The sequence below is a fragment of the Mycobacterium malmoense genome (assembly GCF_019645855.1).
GTDB classification, from domain to species: Bacteria; Actinomycetota; Actinomycetes; order Mycobacteriales; family Mycobacteriaceae; genus Mycobacterium; species Mycobacterium malmoense.
The window spans coordinates 4108298-4129859 of sequence record NZ_CP080999.1; the positions used below are offsets into that span (position 1 = coordinate 4108298).

Here is a 21562-nt window from a genome sequence, read left to right on the forward strand (position 1 = left end):
AAGGGAAGGGGGCCGATTGCCGTTTGGTGGTCACCGGCTCGCATCGGCGACCACCGCCGGAGTCACAACAACTTGAGCAGGTTGGAAATCAACAACCCGATATTGCTGGCCAACGTCGTACCGAAGCTGGACAACATCGACGGTAGATTCGACGAAACGCTTTGCAACAGGGTCGTCAATCCGGTGTTAATGCCGCTGACGGCGGTGCTCAAGGATGGCCAGCCATTGGTCAACTGAGTCACAAAGCCCTGCAATGCGGCCTGAAGACTTCCACCGGTTGCAATATTTTGGGCGTTTGGGGCCACCATCGACTCCGCCATACCCGGGGCGAGAGTCTGCAACAGGGTTTTGCTGAGGAGGGTGCCGAGCAATCCTCCCTTTCCATTAATGGCGTTGAGGAAGGCACCTACCGTTGCGCCAGGAGTGTTGAGCAGGTTGCTGATCGCTCCCACCGGATCTCCAGTACTCCATGCACTGGACGCGGCCTGAAGACTCGTTCCAAACGCAGTCTCGGCCTGGGCTAGGACTTCGATCAAATTTGTCCCAAGGACGGTTATACTCCCCGTCAGATAGCTGGTCGCGTTCGCCAGGTTCTGGGTAACGTAATCGGGGATCTCCAAAATATGTTCCAGCGGCAGCCCGATGTCTTCGAATGGGTATAAGAAGAACGCGCTATATAAAGAGGTTACCGCAGAACTTATGTTGCCGGAGGCGATCTGGTTGAACGCCTCGTATAAGAGCGGCCAAAAATTGGTAAGCTTATGGGTGCCGGTGTAGAAATTGACCGCGTTCTTCGCTGCGGTTTGCCATGTCGAGACGTACAGGTCGCCGTAGGAGAGCCAATTGGCGGCGACCTGCTGCAAGACCGGCAGCGGAAGCTGCTGGAAATTGCTGAGAGCTGTCTGCAGGTTAGCGCCCGCGTTCTGGAAGGTTTGAACCCACGTCGCTAGGGGGAGTGGTAGTGCGGCGGGGTTGATGAAGTCGGTGAGTGCCGCTGCCGGTACCGCAGCCGCGCTTGCTCCGCTTGCCAGCGATGCCAATTCGTTTTCTACGCCGGAGAGCAGGTCCACCATGCTATCGGCGGCGCCGGTGAGCTGGATGTCGGACACACTCATTGTGGGGAGGTGTTGAGCCAGGTGTGTGTCGGGTAGATGCTGGGCCATGGGACCGGCGGCGAGGATAGCGGCGCTGGCCAGGGCGACTCCAGCGGTGATGTGGGGGCGGGCTGCGAGGTCCACGACCATCTCCTTTGTACAATTCTGGATAACGACGCGTTAAACGTACCTACGGAATACATTGAGCGAATCGTGACAACGAAAGCAGCACTTAACTGTGGAGATATATATTATCGGCAAAGCCGTCAGAAATGCACAGAAATTATTACGTAAATTGGGCTAATGGCGGTGCGGGAAGGGTTTTCTGTCGCTGGCCGATACCGGGCTGTCGCAGATCTATTGGCCGAAGATCTAGGTGTGCATTGTGTGATGGTCATGGTCATGGTCGCGGTGCTTGCTGCCGTTGAGAGCAGCACTTGTACGACCAGCATGGCCTGGCCGTGTCGGCGTCGGCCGCGAAGCACTATCTCCCAGCAAAAACAAGAGCTTTCTGTACGCTCTGGTGAACAATTACATTGTCGCGGCGATAGTTATCTTGAGTGCGGGAGTAAATATGGAGTGGCGCGTTACCGAAGGGTACTTTCATATTGAACTACCATAGCGGCGGATGAGGTTCGCTGTGGCGCGCATGTACAACGGGATTACCAGGAGTTTTTCACCTTCATGAGGATTGCGGAGCCGCACGTTCCCGCGGTGATCGCTCAACACCTCTCGAAAATGCCACGAGCACAAGTTCTCCGTAGATATGTCCAGCTCACCGGCCCGTCGGACGTCGACTCCAAACCGCGGGCGCATTCCATGCCGGGTGGGCAAGGTCGTCGCCTCGCCGGGCGCCCTCACCTACGGCGAACCGCAGGTGTTCGAGGAACTATGCGAACACCGCGTCCAACCCACGTAGCGTCGGGGCATGGCACGCATCGTCGTCATCGGCGGCCACGGAAAGGTCGCGCTGCAACTAGCACGCATCCTGACCGAGCGCGGCGACGAGGTGAGTTCGGTCTTCCGCAATCCTGACCACTCCGACGACGTCGCGGCTAGCCTGTCCGAGCGTGGCCGCCCGGTTATGGCCGATATCGAGCAGCTCGACGCGAATGCGCTGGCCGATCTGCTGGCCGGGCACGACGCGGTCGTCTTCTCCGCCGGCGCGGGCGGCGGCAATCCGGCGCGAACCTACGCCGTCGACCGTGACGCCGCGATCCGGGTGATCGATGCGGCCGCGCAGGCGAACGTGCGGCGGTTCGTGATGGTGTCGTACTTCGGTGCCGGCCCGGATCATGGCGTACCGCGGGATGATCCGTTCTTCGCGTACGCGGAGGCCAAAGCGGCGGCGGATGCCCACCTACGCGCCAGCAACCTGGATTGGACGGTGCTGGGACCTGGCCGACTCACCCTCGAACCGGCGACCGGCAGGATCATCCTCGGCAAGGGAAAAGGCGAGGTTTCACGAGCCGACGTCGCGCTCGTCGTAGCCGCCGCTCTAAAGGACGACTCGACCATCCGCCGAACCATCGAATTCAACAACGGTGACGTCCCGATCGCCGCCGCGCTGACAAGCTGACCCGTCGGGTTCGGGCCATCCGACCAGCAGAGTAAAATGCAAAATACAGCTGGTCTGTCGTCGCCGCATGACGCGGCGTCGGCATCGAGCGAGACATGTTAGACATGCATCGCGAGAGGGAACCCGGTGAAAGTCCGGGACTGTCCCGCAGCGGTATGCAGGAACGACCGCCGTCACAAGCACTGGTCGACCACGACCGGGAAGCGACGGCCATTAGGAGCACCATCCGGTGCGCGCCTGCGAGTCCGAAGACCTGCCGGCTGTGCCGGGCGCGCCGCGTCCGGCGGGCTCATCGCCTCGTGGAATGGGCGTTTGGCCGTCGCCGTTGCGGTTTGTGTGCCGGAGGTGCGCACCGACAACGGGATCGGCTGCGCGTCCGCCGGCGGTGACCACCCCGCTCGATTGAAGGACGAAAACGTGACCCCTCAAGCATTTACCGCCACGGTTACCGGCTCCCCGCGCATCGGCCCCAAACGCGAACTCAAGCGTGCGACCGAGGGTTACTGGGCCGGCCGTACTAGCCGATCCGAGCTGGAGTCCGTCGCCGCGACGCTGCGCCGCGACACGTGGGCGGGCCTGGCCGCCGCCGGCCTGGACTCGGTACCGGTGAACACCTTCTCCTACTACGACCAGGTGCTCGACACGGCGGTTCTGCTCGGCGCGCTGCCGACCCGGGTGGCGAAAATCTCCGACGATCTGGACCGCTACTTCGCCGCAGCGCGCGGCAACGACGAGGTTGCGCCGCTGGAGATGACGAAGTGGTTCGACACCAACTACCACTACCTGGTTCCCGAGATCGAGCCCGCAACGAAGTTTGCCCTACACCCGGACAAGGTGCTTTCCGAGCTGAAAGAAGCTCTTGAGCAAGGGATTCCGGCCCGGCCGGTCGTTGTCGGGCCGGTCACCTTCCTGCTGCTGAGCAAGGGCGTTGACGGCGGAGGCGCGCCGATCGAGCGGCTCCAGGAGCTGGTGCCGATCTACTCCGAGCTGTTGTCGCTGCTCGCCGACAACGGCGCCCAGTGGGTGCAGTTCGACGAGCCGGCGCTGGTCACCGACATCTCCCCCGACGCGCCCGCGCTGGCCGAGGCCGTGTACAACGCGCTGGGCTCGGTGAGCAACCGACCCGCCATCTACGTCGCGACCTACTTCGGTGACCCCGGCGATTCCCTGGCCGGGCTGGCCCGCACGCCCATCGAGGCGATCGGTGTCGACCTGGTCGCCGGTGCCGACACGGCGGTGGCGGGTATTCCGGAATTGTCTACCAAGACCCTGGTGGCCGGCGTCGTGGACGGACGCAACGTCTGGCGCACCGACCTGGAATCGGCGCTGGCCAAGCTGGCGACCCTGCTGGGTTCCGCTGCCACGGTTGCGGTTTCGACGTCGTGTTCCACCATGCACGTGCCGTACTCGCTGGAGCCCGAGACCGGCCTGGACGACAACCTGCGCAGCTGGTTGGCGTTTGGGGCCGAAAAGGTGCACGAGGTCGTCGTTTTGGCGCGCGCACTGCACGAGGGCCGCGACGCGGTCGCCGAGGAGATCGCGGCGTCCAATGCCGCCGTGGCCTCGCGCAAGAGCGATCCTCGGCTGCACAACGACCGGGTCCGCGCACGGATCGACTCGATCGTCGCGTCGGGTGCGCACCGCGGCGACGCGGCGCAGCGCCGCGCCAGTCAGGACGCGCGGCTGCACCTGCCGCCGCTGCCCACCACGACGATCGGCTCCTACCCGCAGACCTCGGCGATCCGCAAGGCGCGGGCCGCGCTGCGGGCCGGAGAAATCGACGAGGCGGAATACGTGCGCAGGATGAAGAAGGAGATCGCCGACGTCATCAAGCTGCAGGAGCAGCTCGGCCTGGATGTGCTCGTGCACGGTGAGCCCGAGCGCAACGACATGGTCCAGTACTTCGCCGAGCAGCTGGAGGGTTTCTTCGCCACACAGAACGGTTGGGTGCAGTCCTACGGCAGCCGCTGCGTGCGTCCGCCGATCCTGTACGGCGACGTGTCCCGGCCTCATCCGATGACGGTCGAGTGGATCACCTATGCGCAGTCTTTGACCGACAAACCGGTGAAGGGCATGTTGACGGGGCCGGTCACGATCTTGGCGTGGTCGTTCGTCCGCGACGACCAGCCGCTGGCCGACACCGCCAACCAAGTGGCGCTGGCCATTCGCGACGAGACCGTGGATCTGCAGGCCGCGGGCATCGGGATCATCCAGGTCGACGAGCCCGCGCTGCGTGAGCTGCTGCCGCTACGTCGCGCTCAGCAGGAGGACTACTTGCGTTGGGCCGTGGGGTCTTTCCGCTTGGCCACCTCGGGCGTCGCCGACTCGACGCAGATCCACACCCACCTGTGCTACTCGGAGTTCGGTGAGGTGATCGGTGCCATCGCGGACCTGGACGCCGACGTGACGTCCATCGAGGCGGCTCGCTCACACATGGAGGTGCTCGACGACCTGAACGCTGTTGGCTTCGCCAACAGCGTGGGGCCGGGTGTCTACGACATCCACTCGCCGCGGGTGCCGAGCACTGACGAGATGGCCGAGTCGCTGCGCGCCGCGTTGAGAGCCGTTCCGCCGCAACGGTTATGGGTCAACCCCGACTGCGGGCTAAAGACCCGCAACGTCGACGAGGTGACCGCGTCCCTCCAGCACATGGTCGCCGCGGCGCAGGAAGTCCGGGCCGGGGTCTAGCTTTTCGCGCGAGCGTGACGCCACTGCGACTTTCGCTTCTTGGATTCGCAGTGGCGTCACGCTCGACGCTTTTGGTCAACGGCCAGGCCATCAATGGCCCGCCCCAACGTGGGCACTTGGTCAGCCGCCGGCGCAACAACTGATGGGCGTCGCGGGCGCACGGGTTGCGCATTTGCACCGAGGCAATAAAGCAGTCCCAACATCCGGTGTCCCCACGGGCCCGACGGATGTTCCTGAATGACAGCTATTTTCGCTACCACGCCAACGCCACCGGAGTTCGTGTTGACCCTAGTATTTGTCGGGCTGGCGGCGGGCCTCATCAGAATCGGGGCGATGCTCGGGTGGGTGTTGGTGGGCTTGCTGGGGGGTGGTGGGGGTGGGGTGTTGGGGGGTTGGGGTGGGGTATCAGGTCTTGGGGTGGCGGGGTTCCAGCAACTGTTAGGGCATCCTTAACTACCCTCGTTATTTGCGCTTTGTAACATCACGAGCAACCTACCCTAGCTAACTAGGAAATCACGGGAAACGGGCCGTCACAAACACGTCACACTTGTTTGCCCACTGTAATAAACACTGACTTTGGTCGGTCATGTGGACGAATCCGCAGGTCAAGAAACCACAAAACTTTATTCAGCACACGTCTTGTATCCGACCTTACTCTCGGGTAAGTTCTCGGGTAGCACTGTGACAGGCGTCATAGTCCCCAAACAGCAAAGGAGAACGGTGCCGCGGGAACTGGTCGGCGTGACCAGCCCTCCACGGCTCCGGGGTGAAACGCAGCCAACTAGGCGAACGCGCGCGCTTTGCCTTGACTTCCCCGCGATTGGTCAAGCCGGTAACCGGACCCGTGCCCAAGGAGATGCCATGGAACTGACCACCCGTCCCTGGATCACCGCCAGCGTCGCCCTGGCCGGAGCTAGCGTCATCGCCCTCACCCCGACGGCGCCCTGCCCACCCGAGGTCCACATCTCAGCCGTGGCGCTCACCGACAGCTTCGACTTCATCACCCCCTGGATAGACACCTTCAACAACGCCTCCAGCGACACCACAGAGCTTTTCGACCACTTCTTCCAAGCCCCCTTACCCGCGCTGCAACAAGTGCTCGTCAACCAGGCCGACTACCTGGACAGCTTCGTGCAAAACCCCGCCAACATCGGCGATGTCCTCACCCAAATCGGGGACAACCTACAAAACACGGCGCAAACCATGGTGCTCGCCGGCGCGCCCAAAGACATTGTCACCGCGACACTTCCCCACACCATGGAGGCCTACCACCTCGAGGTCTACAACCTGCTCCCGTTCGTGCTCCAAGACTTCCTGCACATCACCAACCCCACCGAACTACAAGCCATCACCGCAGTGGTGAACTTGATGTCCTCACCACCAAGCGGAGTCCTCATCGGCGCAGCCGGCCCGTTCGTTAGCCCCGTCGTCGAACTCAGCAACGACATCCAAAACATCCTCGGCGCCCTTAGCAGCACCACCCCCAATTTCGGTGCCGCACTAAGCGAACTGATCAACATCCCCGCCAGCCTCACCAACGCCTTCTTCAACGGCGCCACCCTCAACCTCTCCGCAATCTTGCCGCTACTCTCCCAATCCGGTGTCCTACCCTCCGGCATCGACTTCACCTACCTCGGCATCGCCTTCGGCGGACTACTCACCCCCGGAATCACCAACGGCGACTACCCCAACAACCTGGGCATCGGCGGCTCCCTATTCAACTCCCTAGCCTTTAGCCTCGACAAACCCCTGGCCGTCACCCTCGGCGGCGTCCCCACCGGACCCCTAGGCGCCCTAGAAAACCTCTCCCAAATCCTGGCCGACACCCTCGGCTGGAACACCACCGGCAACCCCCTAACCCAACTCAGCTTCCCCCTCATCCCCACCGACCTCACCACCATCCTCAGCACCGACCTCACCACCACACTCAACAACAACCTCACCGGACTCGCCGCCGCACTACCCACCCAACTCAGCACCACCCTGCTCACCGAACTCACCACCAACATCCCCCACCTACTACTCAGCCTCATACCGTTCTGAGTGAGGTGACGAGGATGCGGTCTAGGCGGACGTTGCAGGAGACGAAAACGCGGCTAGCGCTTTGTTGCCAAGCTACCGCTGGAGTGGCTGCCGCAATCCGTATGCCGCCGCACTTTTTAGGTGGGGGCAACCGCGGCGACTCCCGAGTTCGGTTGCCCTGTCGGCTATTCCGATGACGGATCGGATGAATGCCGTGTATCGGATCTGAAACATGTTCTGCAACAAGTAAATCGAGGTGACATTCGCCGGCAGCCAGCTTGGCGGTGGGGTTGAAGGAGGTGGGGACGTGTCATATGTGATCACGCGACCGGGGTTGTTGACGGCGGCGGCGGGGAATTTGTCGACGATCGGTGCGTCGATGGGTGCGGCGAATGCGGCGGTGGAGGGGCCAACGACACAAGTGGTTGCGCCGGCGGCTGACCAAGTGTCGGCCTTGGTGGCCACGCAGTTCGCCGCGCATGGATTGGCGTATCAGACGGTCGCGCTGATCGCTGGTCAGATTCATGAGGCATTTGCCAGCGCTTTGGCCATCGGCGGCACGGCGTATGCGGTGACCGAGGCGACCAACATCGCCGTGGCTAGCTAGGGGGGCGGTTGCGGTGTTTTTTTCGTTCTTTCCTCCGGAGGTTAATTCGGGGTTGATGTATGCCGGTCCGGGGTCGGGGCCGTTGGTGGAGGCGGCGACGGCCTGGGAGGAGCTGGCGACGGATTTGTACGCGACGGCGGCGTCGTATCAGTCGGTGATCGCGAATTTGACCAGTGGGTGGTCGGGACCTTCGGCGATGGCGATGGCTTCAGCGGCCGTTCCCTATGTGTCATGGATGAGTGCGACGGCGGCAGCGGCCGCCCAGGCCGGTGCGCAGGCCAACGCGGCGGTGGGTGCGTTTGAGGCGGCGTTTGCCATGACGGTGCCTCCGGCAGAGATTGCGGTAAATCGGGCATTGCTAGCGGCGCTGATCGCGACGAACATCTTGGGTCAAAACAGCCCGGCGATCGCGGCCCTGGAAGCCCAGTATGGGGAGATGTGGGCCCAAGACGTGGCGGCGATGAACGGCTATGCGGTGTCGGCGCAGGCGGCGGTGCAGGTGCCGGAGTTGAGTACCCCGCCGGCGATGACGAATGCGGCCAGTCCCTTGGCGGGTATCCCGGATGGGGCGAGCGTGGTGGCGGCGTTGACGGCGTTGGGGACTGAGGTGCAAACGGCGTTGGGTTCGTTGACGACGTCGGCTCCGGTCGCCGAGTTGTTGAACTTCACCGGTCTGAGTTCGTTGGTGAATGGGACCGGTTTGAGCCAGTCGTCGATCTATTCGTTAGAGGCGGGGTATTACGGGGTGATGATGGCCAGCACCCCGGCGCGGATGTTCATGAGCATGGGCAACTCGGCCAGTTCCTCGGGGATGGGATTGACCGGCAGCAGCGAGTCGTTGTTGACTAGTATCGGTCAGTTCGTTGACGGCAAGATGCAGTTGGTGGTGGGTGGGGTGACCAATCAGCTCAAGTCGTGGGGCGGCTCGATTTCGGCGCAGCTGGCCCACGCCAGCAAGATTGGGGGGCTCTCGATCCCGCCGGGCTGGTCCACGGCGGCGCAGGGAGTGGGGATGAGCCGGGCCGCGCCGGTACTACCGCCAACCAATGTGGCCAGCCCGGCGTTGTCGCAGGCCTCGGCCATGCCCCAAAGCCCGTTTGCCCAAGCACTCATGGGAGCACTGAGCGGACGCGGCCTGGGCGGCATCGCCGGCAAGATGCCCGCCAAGGTCATGCCCCGCTCACCAGCCGGCGGATAATGAAAATGCGTTGCAGTGCAACGCTCTTCACGTCGGTATCCCGTCCAGTCGAAACCCTTGGCTCAGTGCCTGCAGGCAACGCCATGGCGCGGATGTAGTGATCACTGGGCGTTAGATTCATGGGTATTTCTCGCGCCGTTCTGGCGAACCCTCCAACGGTTGGTCCGCCGGTCACGATGAACAGCAACATCCACCTCATGCCGTCACTGTGAACACCACAGCGTTGGTATGCACGCCAACTGCCGGTTGTTCGTCGCCGCCGAAAGCAACTTTGGGGTGCGCAGCTGGCGGGATTGCTAGCTGTGCGCCGAGGCGCATCGCCAAATGCCTCACGCCACGCGGTGAATGCTGGAAGCAGGTCGACGCCAGCAATCGTTAGGACGCCCTTAACTGCCCTAGTTGTTAACGTCTCAGCAAGTCGATAAGCAACAATCTGGCAAATTAGTCTGTCAATGGATTCCACCCGTGTCGATCGTGCCCTATTTGTTTGCTACTTGTAACAAAAGCTCGCGTTGTGAAGTACTGCGATTGAACTAGCAGGTCAACAGCGCTGATGTCTTATTTGGCAGGCGTCTTGCTTCTAAGTTTACTCTCAGGTAACGTCCGGCTCGCAGGTGTGACACGTGTCATAACTGGCAATCAGCAAAAGGAGATGTGCCATGGAACGGGCCCTAGGTACCGGAAAACGTGGGGGGTTGTCGAAATCGGGGTCGTCCGGTTCAGTTACTCGGATGCGGCCGTATCTGGCCGGCGGTGTTGCGCTGGTGGGGGCCAGCCTGGTCGCGGTCAACCCGATAACGTCGAACATCGCCGCTAACATTCAGGAGCGCGCCGTCCGGCTGACCAGCACGGTCACCGACGATATCGGCGATCTGACCACCAACGCCGCGACGACACTAGCCGGGTCACTCGACTTCAACGACCTCGCCAGCGCAGCGACCGCCGCGACGACCGGCCCGATCACTTCGTGGATCGACGTCTTCACCAACGCGGTGAGCAACTTCAGCCAGATCGGCCAAGACTACTTCGCTGATCCGCTGCCCGTCCTGTCGCAATTTCTGATCAACCAGTTCGGCTACGCCGGGGACCTGGCCACTGGTATTCAGGGTGTAGCAAACGCGTTATCTAACCAATTCACCACCGCGCTGCCGGAGGCATTCCACACCGCGTTCGGTGACATCACGTCTGGCGATCTTCCCGCGGCGGCCCAGACCATCAACGAGGCCCTGACCACCGTGGTGTTGGTGGCCGGGTTACCGTTGCTGGAAAGCGGCGCGTTGAATATCCCGAGTAAGATGGCGCAGAACTTCGCCAATGTAGTCACAAGTCTTACCTCGTTTGGCACACTATTGCCGCTTTTAGAGGGCGTTCTCGGCCCACCGCTCGGAACGATTGCGGCGTTCGCCGACAGCGGGCAATCGCTCATCGATGCGGTTGGCGCCGGGGATACACAAGGTGCAATTACCGCCCTCCTCGATACACCCGCCAACGTTGCGGGCGCCTTCATCAACGGATACGACGCGAGTTTCGGTACCGACTATCCGGGGCTCCTTACTCCTGAAGGCGTGACCTCCTTCGGGGTGGGGCCTGTCTATGCGCTCCTGGTGGAAATTCCCCAACAGATTGCGCAGGCGATCGGGGCGTCAGCGGCCAGTAGTTCGGCTGCGGCTGCGATGTCGCTGGACCCGTCGTCGCTGGCCACGGATCTCGCTGCGGTATTCAACCCGGCTGCTATCACCGATATTGGTTCGCTGCTGGCCACCAACCTGGCACCCAATTTGGGCGGACTGGTGGTCGACTTGCTGTCGTTGCTCTGAGTCCGGTCGTCGTGGGCATCCTTTCTGCGGTGATCTGTTGTCGCGGAAAGGATGCCACCGGCAGGACGTAGAGGTTGCAGCGAAAGCAATTGCTCGACTTGCAGTTTCAGAGTGATGCAGCTGATTTGGCGCTGACGGTCGGGTGATCGAGGTGCGATAACCCAAACCCTCAGAGCTATAGGTAATTTGTGGCTACGCAACCGGGGTTGTTGACGGCGGTGGTGAGTTTGTCGAGTGTCGGTGCGGCGAATGCGGCGGTAAAGGGGCCGACGACGCAGATGATTGCGCCGGCGGCTGACCAAGTGTCGGCCTTGGTGTCCACGCAGTTCGCCGCGCATGGGTTGACGTATCAGACGGTGGCGTTAATCGCTGGTCAGATTCATGAGGCGTTTGTCGGCGCCTTGGCCATTGATGGCACGGCGTATGCGGAGACCGAGACGGCGAATATCGCCGTGGCTAGCTAGGGGTGGTGAGGTGTTTTTTTCGTTCTTTCCTCCGGAGGTTAATTCGGGGTTGATGTATGCCGGTCCGGGGTCGGGGCCGTTGGCGGAGGCGGCGGCGGCCTGGGAGGGGTTGGCCACGGATTTGTATTCCACGGTGGCGTCGTATCAGTCGGTGATTGCGAATTTGACTAGTGGGTGGTCGGGACCTTCGGCGATGGCGATGGCTTCGGCGGCCGTTCCCTACGTGTCGTGGATGAGCACGACGGCGGCGGCAGCGGCCGAGGCGGGTGCGCAGGCCAACGCGGCAGTGGGCGCCTACGAGACGGCGTTTGTAATGACGGTGCCGCCGGCGGTGATTGCCATCAACCGGACGGTGTTGGCGGCGCTGATTGCGACGAACATCTTGGGTCAAAACAGTCCGGCGATCGCGGCCTTGGAGGCCCAGTACGCGGAGATGTGGGCCCAGGATGTGGAGGCGATGAACGGCTATGCCGTCTCGGCGCAGGCCGCGGTGCAGGTGCCGGAGTTGAGTACCCCGCCGGCGATGACGAATACGGCCAGTCCCTTGGCAAGCATCCCGGACGGAGCCAGTGTGCTGGCGGGCTTGACGGCGTTGGGGACCCAGGTGCAAACGGCATTAGGGGCCTTGACGACGTCGGCTCCGGTCGCCGAGTTGTTGAACGTCACCGGTCTGAGTTCGTTGGTGAATGGGACAGGGTTGAGCCAGTCGTCGATCTATTCCATTGAGGCTGCCTACTACGGGGTGATGATGGGCAGCACGCCGGCGCGGATGTTCATGAGCATGGGTCAATCGGCGTCGGGTTCAGCGGGATTGACCAGCAGCAGCAACGGACTGCTGGAAACCATCGGTCAGTTCGTTGACGGCAAGATGCAGTTGGTGGTGGGTGGGGTGACCAATCAGCTCAAGTCGTGGGGCGGCTCGATTTCGGCGCAGCTGGCCCACGCCAGCAAGATTGGGGGGCTCTCGATCCCGCCGGGCTGGTCCACGGCGGCGCAGGGAGTGGGGATGAGCCGGGCCGCGCCGGTACTACCGCCAACCAGCGTGGCCAGCCCGGCGATGGCGCAGGCCTCGGCCATGCCCCAAAGCCCGTTTGCCCAAGCACTCATGGGAGCACTGAGCGGACGCGGCCTGGGCGGCATCGCCGGCAAGATGCCCGCCAAGATCATGCCCCGCTCACCAGCCGGCGGATAATGTAATGCGTTGCAGTGCAACGCTCTTCACGTCGGCATCTCGCCCAGCCGAAACCCTTAGCTCAGTGGCCAGGACGTGACGAAGGCCGCGGGCAACGTCGTGCATCAGCTGCGCGGCACCTCGCCGTGATGACACTCATCGGGCTCGATACCCGTGGGCGTTTTCTTGCGTCGTTCGGGTGAGCCCTTCAATGGCCCGGCCGCCGGACCTTCGGCATCGATGCCCGGCTCCGCCGGTCACGATGAACAGCAACATCCACCTCATGCAGTCACTGTGAACACCACAACGTTGGCATGCGCACCAACCGCCGGTCGTTAACCCTCACCGAAAGCGACCCTCGGGCGCGCAGCTGGCGGGGTTGCTAGCTGTGCGCCGAGGCGCATCGCCAAGCGCCTCACGCCATTCGCTAAACGCTGGAAGCAGGTCGACGCCAGCAACCGTTAGGACGCCCTTAACTGCCCTAGTTATTGACGTCTTCGCAAGTCGATAAGCAACAACCTGGCAAATTAGCTTATCAAGGGATCTGGAGCAGGCCCAGCTGCTCATATTTGTTTGCTAATTGTAATAAAAGCTTGCGCCTTGAACTACTGTCGTTGAACTAGCAGGTCAACAGCGCTGGTGTCTTATTTGGCAGGTGTCTTGCTTCTAAGTCTACTCTCAGGTAACGTGCCGCTCGCAGGTGTGACACGTGTCATAACCGACAACCAGCAAAGGAGATACCGTGGAACGGGCTCTAGGTACCGATAAACGTGGGGGGTTGTCGAAATCGGGGTCGTCCGGTTCAGCTACTCGGATGCGGCCGTATCTGGCCGGCGGTGTTGCGCTGGTGGGGGCCAGCCTGATCGCGGTCAACCCGATAACGTCGAACATCGCCGCTAACATTCAGGAGCGCGCCGTCCGGCTGACCAGCACGGTCACCGACGATATCGGCGACCTGACCACCAACGCCGCGACGACACTAGCCGGGTCACTCGACTTCAACGACCTCGCAAGCGCAGCGACCGGCCCGATCACTTCGTGGATCAACGTCTTCACCGAGGCATATGACAACCTTCAGGTGCTTGGTGGCGAGATACAGGCCGATCCGTTGCCGGCCCTGGCGCAAGTGGTCAGCAACCAGCTCGGCTTCGCCAACACGGTGGGCAGCGACTTGTACACGATAGGCAGCGATGTCTACACGTTGCTGACCCAGACGTTGCCTCCGCAGCTCCAAACGTTGTTCAGCAGCATCGCAGCCGGGGACATCAGCGAAGGGATGCGCACCTTCACCAACAGCCTGACATTTGATCTGCTCCCGAGCGCCGAGCCGCTGCTAGGCATCTTGGCGGTTCCCGGCGAGGTGGCGCAGAATTTCGCCAACGTCCTTCAGCAACAACTGCCCGACATCGCGCTGGGCGGCTTGCTCTCCGTCTTGTCAGTGAACTACGGCGCGCTCCAGTCGACGGCCGACGCCGCCCAGTTGGTCGAGAACACGTGGAACGCCGGGCAACCACTGCAGGCGCTCATCGACGTGCTGAATGCGCCGGCCTACATCACCGGCGCCACCGTCAACGGATTCACCTCGTCGTTCGTAAACGTGAGTTATCCCGGGATACTCGGTGCATATGGCCTCGCCCAGCAGCTCCTGGTGACCATTCCGCAGGACATTGCGTCAACGCTGGCCAACGGGGCGACACCGGCCACTTGGTCCGAGAATCTGAGCGAACTGATCGCGATAATCACCGGTAGCCTGGGCGGCGGAGTGCTGAATCCCGCCGAGTTCGTCCCCGCGGCCGCCACCGATATCGGTTCGCTGCTGGCCACCAACCTGGCACCGAGTCTGAGTGGACTGGCGTTCAGCCTGTTGTCGTTACTCTGAGTCCGTCGTCGTGGGCATCCTTTCTGCGGTGATCTGTTGCCGCAGAAAGGATGCCACCGGCGTTACCGGGTATTTGCAGCGAAAATAATGCTCAACTTACAGCTTCAAAGGTATGCAGCTGATTCTGTGTGCGAAATCCTTTGGACTACAGCGAATCTCGCGACAGTACTTGCTGGGGGTGAAGGAGGCTCCTCCTTTCAGACTCGCCGTCTTCGGCGGAACCCGCGTCCGAATACTTTTAATACTCCCAAAGGGACGCGATCCGGCCGGGCCTGACTCGGCTTGCGGTTCCAACACATTCATCAGAACGGGATCAGACTCGTGAGGTCAGCGGCAATCTGTGTGGCTGCATCGAACATAACGATGAATTCCAAACCGCCCGCGATGCTGCCCAAGCCGAACAGACCCGCGATTGGCAGGCCGACGGCGTCAAGGAGGTTACCCGAGGCGAGTTCATCCACGGCCAGGGTGGCGGCATAGGCCGGCGCCGAGGTCAGCATAGTATTGATGACATCCGCGGTGGGAAGCAGTGTGGAATAAGCCGATTCGGCGATGCTGCTCATTGTGTTGGCAACATCGATCAAGCTGGGCAGCGAATGCCCCGCGCCGGCAGCGCCATCGGTCAGCGCCGCGGAGACGTTGGAGACGTCGACCACCGACGCCAATCCCCCGCCGCCGCTCGCCAGCGATCCCAGGTCGCTGATGAATTTCTGGACTCCTTCCTGGGTCCCGCTGGCCAGGGCCGAGAGCACCTCGGCCGGGTTGAGGTTGGTCGGGAATAGCCCCATCGGGGTGGGCACATTCGCCGGCCCGGCGTCCCAGCCGTTGGTGACGCTGCCGTAGCCCAGGTCGACCAGTACCCGCATATCGGGCTCCATTAGGTCGTAGATCGGCTGCCCGACCACCGGGATGCTCTCCAGCGGCTGCAACAGCGGCAGCTGCCCGTTGGGAATCATGAAATATTGTGTGGCGCCGGTGTAATCGGCAGTCACCGGGAGTTGGAACGCCGAAGCCAACTGCGCATCGGTGAGATCTGGATAAATGGTGTGCACATACTCGATGCCCAGGACGGCGTTGAGGTCCGAGAAAATATCGATCGGGTAGCGCGGGAAGTCGGCATAGCCGTCGTATTCCATGGTGTAGATAGCGGTGTCCCACGGAACGTCGGCCGGGGTCGCGCCGCTGAACGTTATTCCCAAACTCGGGATGGTCGGGTAGCTGCTAAAGACCGGGAGGTCGAAGCGTTCGAACAGACCGCCGTCGGGGAGGTTGGGGTCACCGAGCATCACGAAGGACAGCTGATCCGCGGTCGGCTGTTGCGCCAGCGGTAGGGCCAACAGATCACGCATTTCCAATGTGGAAATGGTGGCGCTCTGCGAGTAGCCGAGCACGACCAGGTTATTCCCGTCGGCGATTTGACTGTTGATCGTGCTGTTCAGAATGCTGAGGCCCTGGAGAGTCGACGGCTCCAGCTCCAGGCTTTTCACGCCGCTGTTAGGGTACAGGCCCTCTGGCGTGAACAGCGCGTTCATGACGCTCACGGGAAACTGCGGCTGGCCGTTGAAAAAGGGCGTCGTGGGATCGATGAATCGCTCGGTGATGGCATCCATGTAGCTTGGGGGAGGTATGGGCAGGCCGCTGCCGCCCATAATCCACGACTCGGTGTCCAGCAGCCTCGCTTCCACTCGCACCGTTTTCCCGCCGCTCGCCGATGTCGGCGTGACGGTTTGCGACACGCCCAGCGCGGCAACGCTAGTGATCGCCAACGGCACGATACCCAGCGAGCGCAGCATCCAATTCATCACAACAACCCCCTTTGAGGTTTTCGTAGGAGTTTGACGGGTGTTCAGTAGCATTCGGAGCATTCGGAACGACTCAGATGCCCAGGAGGCTGAGTAGTAGGTGGGGGATGTTGGTGGTGAGTTCGGTGAGCAGGGTGGTGCTGAGTTGGGTGGGTAGTGCGGCGGCGAGTCCGGTGAGGTTGTTGTTGAGTGTGGTGGTGAGGTCGGTGCTGAGGATGGTGGTGAGGTCGGTGGGAATGAGGGGGAAGCTGAGTTGGGTTAGGGGGTTGCCGGTGGTGTTCCAGCCGAGGGTGTCGGCCAGGATTTGGGAGAGGTTTTCTAGGGCGCCTAGGGGTCCGGTGGGGACGCCGCCGAGGGTGACGGCCAGGGGTTTGTCGAGGCTAAAGGCTAGGGAGTTGAATAGGGAGCCGCCGATGCCCAGGTTGTTGGGGTAGTCGCCGTTGGTGATTCCGGGGGTGAGTAGTCCGCCGAAGGCGATGCCGAGGTAGGTGAAGTCGATGCCGGAGGGTAGGACACCGGATTGGGAGAGTAGCGGCAAGATTGCGGAGAGGTTGAGGGTGGCGCCGTTGAAGAAGGCGTTGGTGAGGCTGGCGGGGATGTTGATCAGTTCGCTTAGTGCGGCACCGAAATTGGGGGTGGTGCTGCTAAGGGCGCCGAGGATGTTTTGGATGTCGTTGCTGAGTTCGACGACGGGGCTAACGAACGGGCCGGCTGCGCCGATGAGGACTCCGCTTGGTGGTGAGGACATCAAGTTCACCACTGCGGTGATGGCTTGTAGTTCGGTGGGGTTGGTGATGTGCAGGAAGTCTTGGAGCACGAACGGGAGCAGGTTGTAGACCTCGAGGTGGTAGGCCTCCATGGTGTGGGGAAGTGTCGCGGTGACAATGTCTTTGGGCGCGCCGGCGAGCACCATGGTTTGCGCCGTGTTTTGTAGGTTGTCCCCGATTTGGGTGAGGACATCGCCGATGTTGGCGGGGTTTTGCACGAAGCTGTCCAGGTAGTCGGCCTGGTTGACGAGCACTTGTTGCAGCGCGGGTAAGGGGGCTTGGAAGAAGTGGTCGAAAAGCTCTGTGGTGTCGCTGGAGGCGTTGTTGAAGGTGTCTATCCAGGGGGTGATGAAGTCGAAGCTGTCGGTGAGCGCCACGGCTGAGATGTGGACCTCGGGTGGGCAGGGCGCCGTCGGGGTGAGGGCGATGACGCTAGCTCCGGCCAGGGCGACGCTGGCGGTGATCCAGGGACGGGTGGTCAGTTCCATGGCATCTCCTTGGGCACGGGTCCGGTTACCGGCTTGACCAATCGCGGGGGAAGTCAAGGCAAAGCGCGCGCGTTCGCCTAGTTGGCTGCGTTTCACCCCGGAGCCGTGGAGGGCTGGTCACGCCGACCAGTTCCCGCGGCACCGTTCTCCTTTGCTGTTTGGGGACTATGACGCCTGTCACAGTGCTACCCGAGAACTTACCCGAGAGTAAGGTCGGATACAAGACGTGTGCTGAATAAAGTTTTGTGGTTTCTTGACCTGCGGATTCGTCCACATGACCGACCAAAGTCAGTGTTTATTACAGTGGGCAAACAAGTGTGACGTGTTTGTGACGGCCCGTTTCCCGTGATTTCCTAGTTAGCTAGGGTAGGTTGCTCGTGATGTTACAAAGCGCAAATAACGAGGGTAGTTAAGGATGCCCTAACAGTTGCTGGAACCCCGCCACCCCAAGACCTGATACCCCACCCCAACCCCCCAACACCCCACCCCCACCACCCCCCAGCAAGCCCACCAACACCCACCCGAGCATCGCCCCGGAGCGGGGATCCTATGGCGGGCTAGCTGTCACTCTGCCGTGACGTTCGACAGCACCTGAACCGGGACGTCGTCGGCCCAGGGTTGTCGGGTCACCATGTCGGTGACCCTGACGATGCCGTGCTCGAACTCACCGGTCGCCGGGTCCACCAGCCGGTAGGCCTGGGTTTGCTTGTGGATCGGCTGCGCGTCGAGCAGGACCACCCGCACCTCACCCGGCTCGAAGTGGCAGCGCTCCTGCATCGCGTTGATCAGCTGCTCGTTGTGCATGTGGCCGTCGCCGAAATTCCAGCCGAGGGCGGTGCTGCAGATCCGTTCGCCGTCGGTGATGACGTAGTCGTCCTCGTTCTGTCCCGCCATGGCGCGGTGCGCCAACGTGAACAGCGCCCGGCCGTGAGTGTTGAAGCCGCGGAACGCATATCCCATGTAGATCGGGATCTGCGCGGCTTCCGGACTGCCGTAGAACCGCTCCAGCTGGGCCTGCGGCATGCTGGCGATCGCCACGATGCCCCTGTTGATCTTGTCGTTGGCTGAGGGCTTGATGCACCACAGCGTGGTGTCCCAGTTGCCGGCGTAGTATCGCATGCCCGGCAGGAACGAGATCTTGCGCGGGAACATGTTGCCGAGCGCGACGATTCCCGCGATGACGACGAACAGAATCGCCACCGCCACTGGGTGTTTCAGGTCGCTCAGCCCCAAGCGGGCGTGCGCGACGAACAACGACAGCACGCCGAAGATCATGAAGACGTTCCACTCCAGCGGCACGCCCATCGGAATGGACACCAGGATCCCCAGGTGGAAGCAGACCATGACGAGGGCGGCCACGGCCGTCGGCCAGCCGCCGTGGCAAAAAAACAGCGGCAGGGGCACGAGCATCTCGATGGCAGTGCTCAGGTGAGCCAGCCACCGGGACAGCCGCCCGGGCCGCAGGTCGTCGGGGAACTTCTCGAAGAACCGCCGTTTCAGCCACCGGGGCCGCATCAGTGGGTTGTTGGACATCATCGTGGAGATCACGAACGGGAAGTGTTTGTTGAGTTTGGATGTCGCCGCGCCCACCCAGATCACCAGGAATACCACTTTGGCCGCGACGATCATGTCGACCCCGCCGAAGAGAAAGGTCACCGCCAGGGTGCCGTAGACCTCGCCGCGCGCCGCCAGGAAGATCACCTTGTCGCGCAACCCCAGCACGCCAAGGATTATCAGGATCAGCACGATCTTCCACGTCGGCAACAGGCCGACTTTGGTGCCCAGCTCGGGTACCGGGCCGGTGCCGTCGGAGAACAAGGTCGCGAGCGTCATCACCAGCAGCGCCGCATAAAAGAAGACGTCCACCGGCTTGCGCGCGGTGCCCTTGGTCAGCGGAACGCGATCCGGCCACGGTGGCAGCCGGATGGTGCCGAACCGCAGCCAATACAGGATCGAGCCCATCGGCGGGAAGAAGCGGTTGTTCAGCGGCCCGAAGCCGCAGCCGAGCCCGATCACCTCGAACAACATCGTGTACAGCACGACCTTCTCGAACACGATCGGCTCCGACCACCACGACGCGACGTTGGTGAACCCGTTGATGCCGGTGGTGGTCAGCGCAAACAGCCAGCCGCCGAGGACGTAGAGCAGGATTTTGACGACGTAGAACAGGTGCAGCGCGACCGGCGTGCCGAAGCCCACCTCGGCCCAGTGCCGGGCCATCGGGCGGATCTTCTCGCTGCGGGTGCCCTTGTTCCATTCGGCCATGTCGATCTGCGGCAGGTCGGGCTTGAGAAATCCCATGGTTTGACAGACTAGAACGTGTTCTAGGCCGGTGCGCTCGGGTTGGGGCAGAACTTTGCCGGCGGATTTGTCGCCGGATGCCGCGGATTGCCCGCCCGGTCGCCTCGAGTGTGAGCTGGCGGTGAGAAATCCGCGAAATCCGCGCCCTGGACGCACAGCCGAAGCCCAGATCGCACACTCGAACGGGCTTCGGCGCCCACCCATTCCACCGAACGGCCTTCACCCCCGGCCGCGCTGAATCCCCCACGAAATCCCGGTGAACATGCTCTTGACGGTGTCGCGCGGGGTGTGGATCGGTTCGGCGACAAGACCAATGCGCCTCGCGAATTCCATGAGCAGAACTGGACCGTGGAGCGGTATTCCGGTGGCGGGGTGATCAGCCACGCCCCCACCGGGGTGCTGACGGAATTCGGTTACACCCTGCGTGAGCCCTGCGGTCGCATCCATTGGGCCGGAACGGAGAGCTCGGCCGTCATGTGCGGCTGGGTTGACGGCGCGATTCGCTCCGGCGAGCGGGCCGCGGCCGAAGCGACGGCCGCGGTCGCCTCCGCAGGGACGCCATAGAGCCAGTGGTGGGCGCGTTGGGCCGCCTTTTCCTTTGTGACACCGAACTTTTGGACTAATTTTCGATCAACTTCTGTCAGGATTTCTTCCGACCACAGCGGTTCGTACAGATCAGCGTCGACTAGTCGAAGAAAATCGGCGAGCTCGTACGGTAGCAATACGCAGGCATCCAGAAGGACACGGATCTTTGGCACGGGTCAGCGTGTCTCCGTAAATCCGTTGATGTGACGATACCCGTCGTCCTCTGCGGCCTCTTCGGTCATCGCCGCCAGTGCTTCTCGTCTCTGTTGCCGGATGCGCTGCCGGTAGTCCACCAAATCTCTAACTGCACACGCCGGTGCCGCCCTGGCTTGGTGAAGGCGATTTCGCCGGACTCCAACAGCTTTACCGAAGTGGGGCGGGAGACTCCGGGCATGTCGGCCGCCTCTTGTGTGGACAGCACCGCGTCGCGGGGTTCGAGGACCTGCCCCTCGCTGAGCGCCCGGCTGACGGGGACGACGAAGGCGACGACCCGGTAGCTACCCGGCTTGCTTGGCCGGCGGACGGTAGAAGATCAGCAATTGGCCGATGGCCCCGGCCAGGCCAAGCGCCACCGACAGCACCAGGCCTTGCCAACCGTCGAGCCAGTTCTTTCCGAAAATCAGCCAATCCAGGCTGAGCCTCCCGGCGCCCAGCGTGGCCACGGCGACGGCGCTGACCGCCAGCACCAGGTTGTACTCCCAGCCTTCCTTGACGATGAAGAAGCCGTTGGGGCGATGCACGGTCCAGGCCGCGACCAGCATCAGCGAGACAAAGCCCGCAGCCGGGATCGGCGTCAGCAGCCCGGCCGCCAACCCCAATCCGGCAGATAACTCGGTGGTGGCCGCCACGGTGGCGTGAAACTTACCGGGCTTCATGCCGATGCTCTCGAACCAGCGCGCGGTGCCCGGTATCCGGCCGCCGCCGAAGAACTTGTTGTAGCCGTGCGCGGCCAATGTCACGCCCAACACCAGCCGCAGGATCAGTAACCCGACGTCATAGGCAGTCATAAGTGCAAACCTAGATCATGCGCCCGGTCCGATGACAGGAGCGGCGAGCAGCTAAGGCCAGCGATCCGTGTGGGAACATAGCGGGCGTTCCGG

At 62.3% G+C, this 21562-nt stretch carries 15 protein-coding genes, 1 pseudogene and 1 riboswitch; of the genes and pseudogenes, 10 read left to right on the forward strand and 6 right to left on the reverse strand.

Annotated features, from left to right (window positions below):
* Positions 1–62: 62 nt before the first annotated feature.
* Entirely contained in the window at positions 63–1244 is a 1182-nt protein-coding gene (locus tag K3U93_RS18785; protein WP_071508898.1) for a hypothetical protein, read from the reverse strand.
* 778 nt (positions 1245–2022) lie between these two features.
* On the opposite strand from K3U93_RS18785, the gene K3U93_RS18790 reads away from it, so the two are divergent.
* The 9 genes from K3U93_RS18790 to K3U93_RS18830 all read left to right on the forward strand — a co-directional run bounded on the left by K3U93_RS18790 (position 2023) and on the right by K3U93_RS18830 (position 14519).
* Positions 2023–2673: an SDR family oxidoreductase gene (locus K3U93_RS18790; protein ID WP_083010808.1), complete on the forward strand. Its 651-nt coding sequence runs from the start codon at positions 2023–2025 to the stop codon at positions 2671–2673.
* Between the two features lie 44 nt (positions 2674–2717).
* A riboswitch (cobalamin riboswitch) is annotated at positions 2718–2938 on the forward strand.
* Between the two features lie 152 nt (positions 2939–3090).
* The gene (gene metE / locus K3U93_RS18795; protein ID WP_083010822.1) at positions 3091–5361 is read left to right on the forward strand and encodes a 5-methyltetrahydropteroyltriglutamate--homocysteine S-methyltransferase; all 2271 of its coding nucleotides are present in this window, start codon (positions 3091–3093) and stop codon (positions 5359–5361) included.
* 861 nt (positions 5362–6222) lie between these two features.
* On the forward strand, positions 6223–7404 hold the full coding sequence (gjpA, locus tag K3U93_RS18800) for an outer membrane porin GjpA (RefSeq protein WP_083013000.1): 1182 nt from the start codon (positions 6223–6225) through the stop codon (positions 7402–7404).
* A gap of 286 nt (positions 7405–7690) precedes the next feature.
* Positions 7691–7990: a PE family protein gene (locus K3U93_RS18805; RefSeq protein ID WP_083013002.1), complete on the forward strand. Its 300-nt coding sequence runs from the start codon at positions 7691–7693 to the stop codon at positions 7988–7990.
* Between the two features lie 55 nt (positions 7991–8045).
* Positions 8046–9188, forward strand: coding sequence for a PPE family protein (locus K3U93_RS18810; RefSeq protein ID WP_220688553.1), 1143 nt, complete (start codon positions 8046–8048; stop codon positions 9186–9188).
* Positions 9189–9952: 764 nt separating this feature from the next.
* Complete coding sequence (locus K3U93_RS18815) at positions 9953–11005, forward strand: hypothetical protein (RefSeq protein WP_139797240.1); 1053 nt, start codon at positions 9953–9955, stop codon at positions 11003–11005.
* 218 nt (positions 11006–11223) lie between these two features.
* Positions 11224–11469 (forward strand): PE family protein, encoded by a 246-nt coding sequence (locus K3U93_RS18820; RefSeq protein ID WP_420915423.1) that lies wholly within the window; start codon positions 11224–11226, stop codon positions 11467–11469.
* A 10-nt stretch (positions 11470–11479) separates the two neighbouring features.
* Positions 11480–12661, forward strand: coding sequence for a PPE family protein (locus K3U93_RS18825; protein WP_176220094.1), 1182 nt, complete (start codon positions 11480–11482; stop codon positions 12659–12661).
* 793 nt (positions 12662–13454) lie between these two features.
* Entirely contained in the window at positions 13455–14519 is a 1065-nt protein-coding gene (locus K3U93_RS18830) for a hypothetical protein (RefSeq protein WP_083012990.1), read from the forward strand.
* 302 nt (positions 14520–14821) lie between these two features.
* Here the strand turns inward: K3U93_RS18830 and K3U93_RS18835 are convergent, their stop codons facing one another.
* The 3 genes from K3U93_RS18835 to K3U93_RS18845 form a co-directional block, all read right to left on the reverse strand.
* Positions 14822–16312, reverse strand: a complete 1491-nt coding sequence (locus tag K3U93_RS18835; RefSeq protein WP_230981425.1) for a PE-PPE domain-containing protein — start codon at positions 16310–16312, stop codon at positions 14822–14824.
* 82 nt (positions 16313–16394) lie between these two features.
* Positions 16395–17576, reverse strand: a complete 1182-nt coding sequence (gjpA, locus tag K3U93_RS18840; RefSeq protein WP_083012986.1) for an outer membrane porin GjpA — start codon at positions 17574–17576, stop codon at positions 16395–16397.
* Between the two features lie 564 nt (positions 17577–18140).
* Positions 18141–19877, reverse strand: a complete 1737-nt coding sequence (locus K3U93_RS18845) for a DUF3556 domain-containing protein (RefSeq protein ID WP_083012421.1) — start codon at positions 19875–19877, stop codon at positions 18141–18143.
* A 288-nt stretch (positions 19878–20165) separates the two neighbouring features.
* Between K3U93_RS18845 and K3U93_RS18850 the strand changes: the two are divergent.
* Positions 20166–20441, forward strand: a pseudogene (locus K3U93_RS18850) (FAD-dependent oxidoreductase); the annotation flags it as partial.
* A gap of 259 nt (positions 20442–20700) precedes the next feature.
* On the opposite strand, the gene K3U93_RS25525 reads toward K3U93_RS18850, so the two are convergent.
* Together K3U93_RS25525 and K3U93_RS18860 are read right to left on the reverse strand one after the other, a co-directional pair.
* Positions 20701–20883 carry an excisionase family DNA-binding protein gene (locus K3U93_RS25525; RefSeq protein WP_350355541.1) on the reverse strand — a complete coding sequence of 61 codons (183 nt, stop codon included), beginning with the start codon at positions 20881–20883 and terminating at the stop codon, positions 20701–20703.
* A 76-nt stretch (positions 20884–20959) separates the two neighbouring features.
* On the reverse strand, positions 20960–21469 hold the full coding sequence (locus tag K3U93_RS18860) for a DoxX family protein (protein WP_071509583.1): 510 nt from the start codon (positions 21467–21469) through the stop codon (positions 20960–20962).
* Positions 21470–21562: the final 93 nt, after the last annotated feature.